Origin of the sequence: Streptomyces sp. SID5643 (assembly GCF_009872555.1) — a bacterium.
In the GTDB taxonomy this organism is placed as follows: domain Bacteria; phylum Actinomycetota; class Actinomycetes; order Streptomycetales; family Streptomycetaceae; genus Streptomyces; species Streptomyces iakyrus.
The window spans coordinates 1-4,769 of the sequence record NZ_WWIC01000280.1; the positions used below are offsets into that span (position 1 = coordinate 1).

Here is a 4,769-nt window from a genome sequence, read left to right on the forward strand (position 1 = left end):
GCGGCGGGGAGCGGGGGGCCGGGGGCGGCGGGGGGGAGCGGCGCCGGACCGAGGGGACCGCGGCGGCGTGGGCATGGGGCACCTCCGGACGACGGCCGTACGTGGGATCCGTGAAACCGTAGGCCGATACGATCTGCGGCCCGCGCCACCGCCCCGGCGGCGCGCAACGGTGTCCCCCGTTCGCGGTAACGTGAGCCCCCTATGAACGCCAATCCCGACGTGCGGCACCCCGCCGTTTCCGTGATCATGCCCGTCCTCAACGAGGAGCGGCATCTGCGGGGAGCAGTCCAAGCGATCCTCGCGCAGGAGTACGCCGGCGAGATGGAGGTCGTGATCGCCCTCGGTCCGTCCACGGACCGCACGGACGAGATCGCCGCCGAGCTCGTGGCCGAAGACGCGCGTGTCCACACCGTCCCCAACCCCACCGGCCGTACGCCCGCCGCGCTGAACGCCGCGATCAACGCCTCCCGGCATCCGATCGTCGTCCGCGTCGACGGGCACGGCATGCTCTCGCCGAACTACATCGCGACCGCCGTACGGCTCCTGGAGGAGACCGGCGCGCAGAACGTCGGCGGCATCATGCACGCCGAGGGCGAGAACGACTGGGAGCACGCGGTCGCCGCCGCGATGACCTCGAAGATCGGGGTCGGCAACGCCGCCTTCCACACCGGTGGCCAGGCGGGCCCGGCCGAGACCGTCTACCTGGGTGTGTTCCGGCGCGAGGCGCTGGAGCAGCAGGGCGGCTACAACGTGGAGTTCATCCGCGCCCAGGACTGGGAGCTGAACTTCCGCATCCGTGAGGCCGGCGGGCTGATCTGGTTCTCGCCCGAGCTGAAGGTGTCGTACCGGCCGCGGCCGAGCGTGAAGGCGCTGGCCAAGCAGTACAAGGACTACGGCCGCTGGCGGCACGTGGTGGCCCGCTACCACGAGGGCTCGATCAACCTGCGCTACCTCGCCCCGCCGACCGCCGTGTGCGCGATCGGCGCCGGCGTCCTGGTGGGCGCCCTGCTGACGCCGTGGGGCTTCGTGGTGCCCGGCGGCTATCTTGCGGCGATCCTGCTCGGCTCGGTCCCCGCGGGCAAGGGCCTGCCCCTGAAGGCGCGGCTCCGGATCCCCGTGGCGCTGGCCACGATGCACATGTCGTGGGGCTGGGGCTTCCTGACCAGCCCGCGGGCGCTGGCGAAGAAGGTCATCGCCTCCCGGCGCCCCGCGGTGCGCGCCGACGCCGCCGCGAGCTGACCCGCCCCCCCGGCACGAAGCGGGGCCCGCCGTCCTCCCGGACGGCGGGCCCCGCTCTCTCATGCCGCGAACGTGATCACCACTGGTACGGCTTGTACACGTCCATGCACTCCGTCTTGTCCGCGCTCAGCGCGTCCGCGGAGTCGGGCAGGTCGCCCGCCTCGGGCGCCTTCTGCTTCGGGTAGGCCGTGCCCTCCTGCCAGTCGCTGCCGATCGTCAGCGTGGTGGTGACGTCGTCCGTGGCCCGCACCTGGCTGCTCGGGATGCCGACCGCCTTCGCCACCGACAGCGCGTTGGCACGGCCCTGTTCCCCGGTGCTCTTCGGGTACGTCACCTGGGTGCGGGCGTGCGGGTCCTGCCGGCTCGCGGCGACGGCCCGGGTGAAGCCCTCCTGCTGAAGCGCCGCCACGATCGCGGCGGCCCGCCCCGCAACGGCGGGCCGCTCGTCGCTCGCCGTCCCGTTGACGACGGTGACCGACAGTCCGGCGGCCGGCGCGGCGGCCGGACCCGTGGCCTCCACCGATGCCGGGGCCGGATCCGAGCCCGCGTCCGCGCGTGCCTTTCCGGCCTTGTCGAAGGAGACGTCGTCGCGGAGCATCGCCCACATCTTGTCGGCGTCCTCCGGCTTGGGCACCAGGTGGTTGCGGTTCAGGGGGTCCTCGATCCACGGCATCGTCGTCATCGTGATGCGGTTGGTCGGGACCGACTTCAGCTGCATGCCGACGTCGTACAGCTCCTTGACCGTGCCGATCTCCTCGGACACCTTCAGCGCCTTCGTGCCCGCCTCGGCCAGGCCCATCAGGCGGCCGGTGTCGGTGAAGACGTTCTGCTCCTTCAGCGTCCGGATCATGGCGTTCATGTACATGTGCTGCGCCTTGGCGCGCAGCGGGTCACTGCCCCAGGCGTGGCGGGTGCGCAGCCACTGCAGCGCCTCCTTGCCCTGCACCTTGTGCGTGCCGGCCTTCAGCTTCAGTCCGGAGCCGCCCCGCTGGCCGGACAGCGGCCGGTCCCACACGTTCTGGTTGACGCAGACCGGGACACCGCCGATGGCGTCCGCCATGTCCACCACTCCGGCGAAGTCGACCATCATCCAGTGGTCGACGTACACGCCGGTGAGGTTCTGCCAGGTGGCCAGGGTGCAGCCCGGGCCGCCGCGCTGGAGCGTCTCGTTGATGATCGTGTTCTTGGCCGGGTAGGTCTCCCCGGTGTCGGGGTCGACGCACTTGGGGATGTCCACCCGGGTGTCCCGCGGGATGCTCACCACGGACGCGCTCTCGCGGTCCGCCGAGACGTGCAGGAGCATCTGCACGTCCGCCAGAGGCTTGCTGCCGACGTTGTCCCTGCTGCCGCCGAGCTTGACGTTCTCCGCGGAGTTCCGGCTGTCGGAGCCGATCAGCAGGATGTTGAGCGGGGTCTGGCCCGCCGCGTTGGGCCCGGTCTTCTTGACGTCGGACTCACCGCTGTTGCGTCTGCCCTTGTCGATATTGCCGTTGAGATGGCGGTAGTAGAGGTATCCGGCGCCGGCCGTCCCGAGTATCAGTACGGACAGCACGAGCGCGAACCAGCGCACTATCCGTCCGCCGCCGCGTCGCCGGCCAGGCCCGGGGCCCTGGCCGCCCCCGCCCTCCGCACCCCCGCCCGCGGCGGACGCCGCCGTCCCCGGACGTTCGTCCTGGGCCAGGCCGCCGCCCGACTCGCGCCGGGTGCCGCCTCCGCGCACGTCACTCTGCGCCATGCCCCTGCCTCCCCACCCCTGCGGCCGACCCCCGGGTCCGCCCCGCGTCGTGTTCGGATCGCGGGCGCCCCGTGCCCGCCCGGACCACGGGTTCCCCCGTGATCCGCGGCGCACGGCCGTCCCCGCTACTGGTTGGACCACTGACATGCCCGGTCGGATGTACACCCGGCCGATTCGTCCGGGCATGCTCCGTCGACCTGTTAGACGCAGGACGGGACGGTCAGGTCACTTCGCGCACTCGACCTTGTCGGCCGTGGCCTTCTGGACGTCCTCCGGAACCTTCGCCGGAGTGGTGAGGGGCACGCCCGCACCCTCGAAGTCCTTGCCGAGGGTCAGTGTCATCGCGGGCACGCCCTGGGAGTTGGTCACGCTCTTGCCCGGCTTCATCGCGGCCCCGGACAGGCCCATGATCGCGGCGAGCCGGCGGGCCTGGTCCGCCTCGTCCGGCCCGTACTCCAGCGTGGTCTTGGCCAGGGGCTGTTCGGCGTTGCCCGCGTTCTCGGACTTGGTCACGCCCTCCTGGACCTGTAGCCAGCTGAGGGTCTCCTGGGCGCTGCCCGCGACGGCACCGCCGTTGAGGATCCGCACCCGCACCTCGGAGGCCGCGGCCTTGGGGCCCTTGAGCCGGGCGGCCTCGGCGGCCTTCTCCTTCTTCTTCTGCTGCTTCACGTCGGTCAGCGACACGTCGTCGCGGACCATCGCGAACAGCTGCTGGGCCTGCGGCTCCTTCAGGACCACCGTGGCCTTGACCTTCTCCGCGGGGTTGTCGACGACGGGCACGGTGGCGAACGTGAGGTTCTTCGTGTCGAACTTGCCCAGCTCCGCCCCGAGATCGGCCAGCTTCTTGATCGTGCTGATCTGCGAGTCGACGGTCAGCGCCTTGGTACCCGCCTCGGCCAGCTTGATCATTTTCGACGGGCTGGTGAGCGTGTCGTTGGACTTCAGTTTGCGCATCATCGAGCCCAGGAACTGCTGTTGCAGCTCGATCCGGCTCAGGTCACCGCCGAAGCCCACGGAGTGCCGGGTGCGGACGAAGGCCAGCGCCTCCTCGCCCTCGATCGTGTGCTCGCCCTTGGGCAGGTCGAGCTTGGAGTCCTTGTCCTTGATGTCCTTGGCCAGGCACACGTCGACCCCGCCCACCGCGCTGGTCAGCGTCTTGACCGCGTTGAAGTCGGCCACCATGAAGTGGTCCATCTTCAGCCCGGTGAGCTCGGTGATCGTGCGCATGGTGCAGCTCGGGGTGCGGTCCTCCTGCCCGAGGCTGTTGTTGAAGCGCGTGCGCTGCTGGCCCGGGATGATCTTCTCGGTGCCGTCCTCCTGGGTCGTCGGACAGTCCGGGATGTCGGTGATCAGGTCCCGCGGAATGCTCAACACGGTCGCGTTCGAGCGGTCCTTGGCGACGTGCAGCACCAGTGTGGTGTCCGCGTGCCCGGCGCTGTCCTTGTCGCCGTAGCCCTCGTTGCCCTTGCCGGTGCGCTTGTCGGTGCCGATCAGCAGGATGTTGATCGCGCGGTCCTTGCTGAACCCGCCGGTGCCGGCGCCGTCGTCGGAGACGGACGTGATGTTGTCGTTGAGGTGCTCGTAGTAGAGGTAGGCGGCCCCGCTCGCCCCGATCAGGACGAAGGCCAGTGAACCGCCGGTCCACATCAGGACCTTCTTGCCCCTGGCCTTCTTCGGCGCCGGGCGGCGTCCGCGCCGTCCCGCGGCCGCCTCGGCCGGGGCGCCGGTGCGTCTGCGCGGGGAGGGGGCGTCATCACCGGGTGCCGCGGCCCCGGCGCGCCGGGCGGGGGTGGCC

General features: G+C 71.0%; 3 protein-coding genes. 1 reads left to right on the top strand and 2 read right to left on the bottom strand.

The annotated features are described in order from the left end of the window. Positions 1–201: 201 nt before the first annotated feature. Entirely contained in the window at positions 202–1,239 is a 1,038-nt protein-coding gene (locus GTY56_RS30845) for a glycosyltransferase family 2 protein (protein WP_161368577.1), read from the top strand. 76 nt (positions 1,240–1,315) lie between these two features. On the opposite strand, the gene GTY56_RS30850 is transcribed toward GTY56_RS30845, so the two are convergent. Continuing rightward, positions 1,316–2,974, bottom strand: coding sequence for an LCP family protein (locus GTY56_RS30850; protein WP_161368578.1), 1,659 nt, complete (start codon positions 2,972–2,974; stop codon positions 1,316–1,318). 225 nt (positions 2,975–3,199) lie between these two features. After that, a partial coding sequence (locus GTY56_RS30855) for an LCP family protein (protein ID WP_237525112.1) occupies positions 3,200–4,769 on the bottom strand: 1,570 nt, incomplete at its 5' end.

Coding starts and splice junctions, on each gene's coding strand:
- GTY56_RS30845 (WP_161368577.1), top strand. CDS start 202: ATGAACGCCAATCCCGACGTGCGGCACCCCGCCGTTTCCGTGATCATG.
- GTY56_RS30850 (WP_161368578.1), bottom strand. CDS start 2,974: ATGGCGCAGAGTGACGTGCGCGGAGGCGGCACCCGGCGCGAGTCGGGC.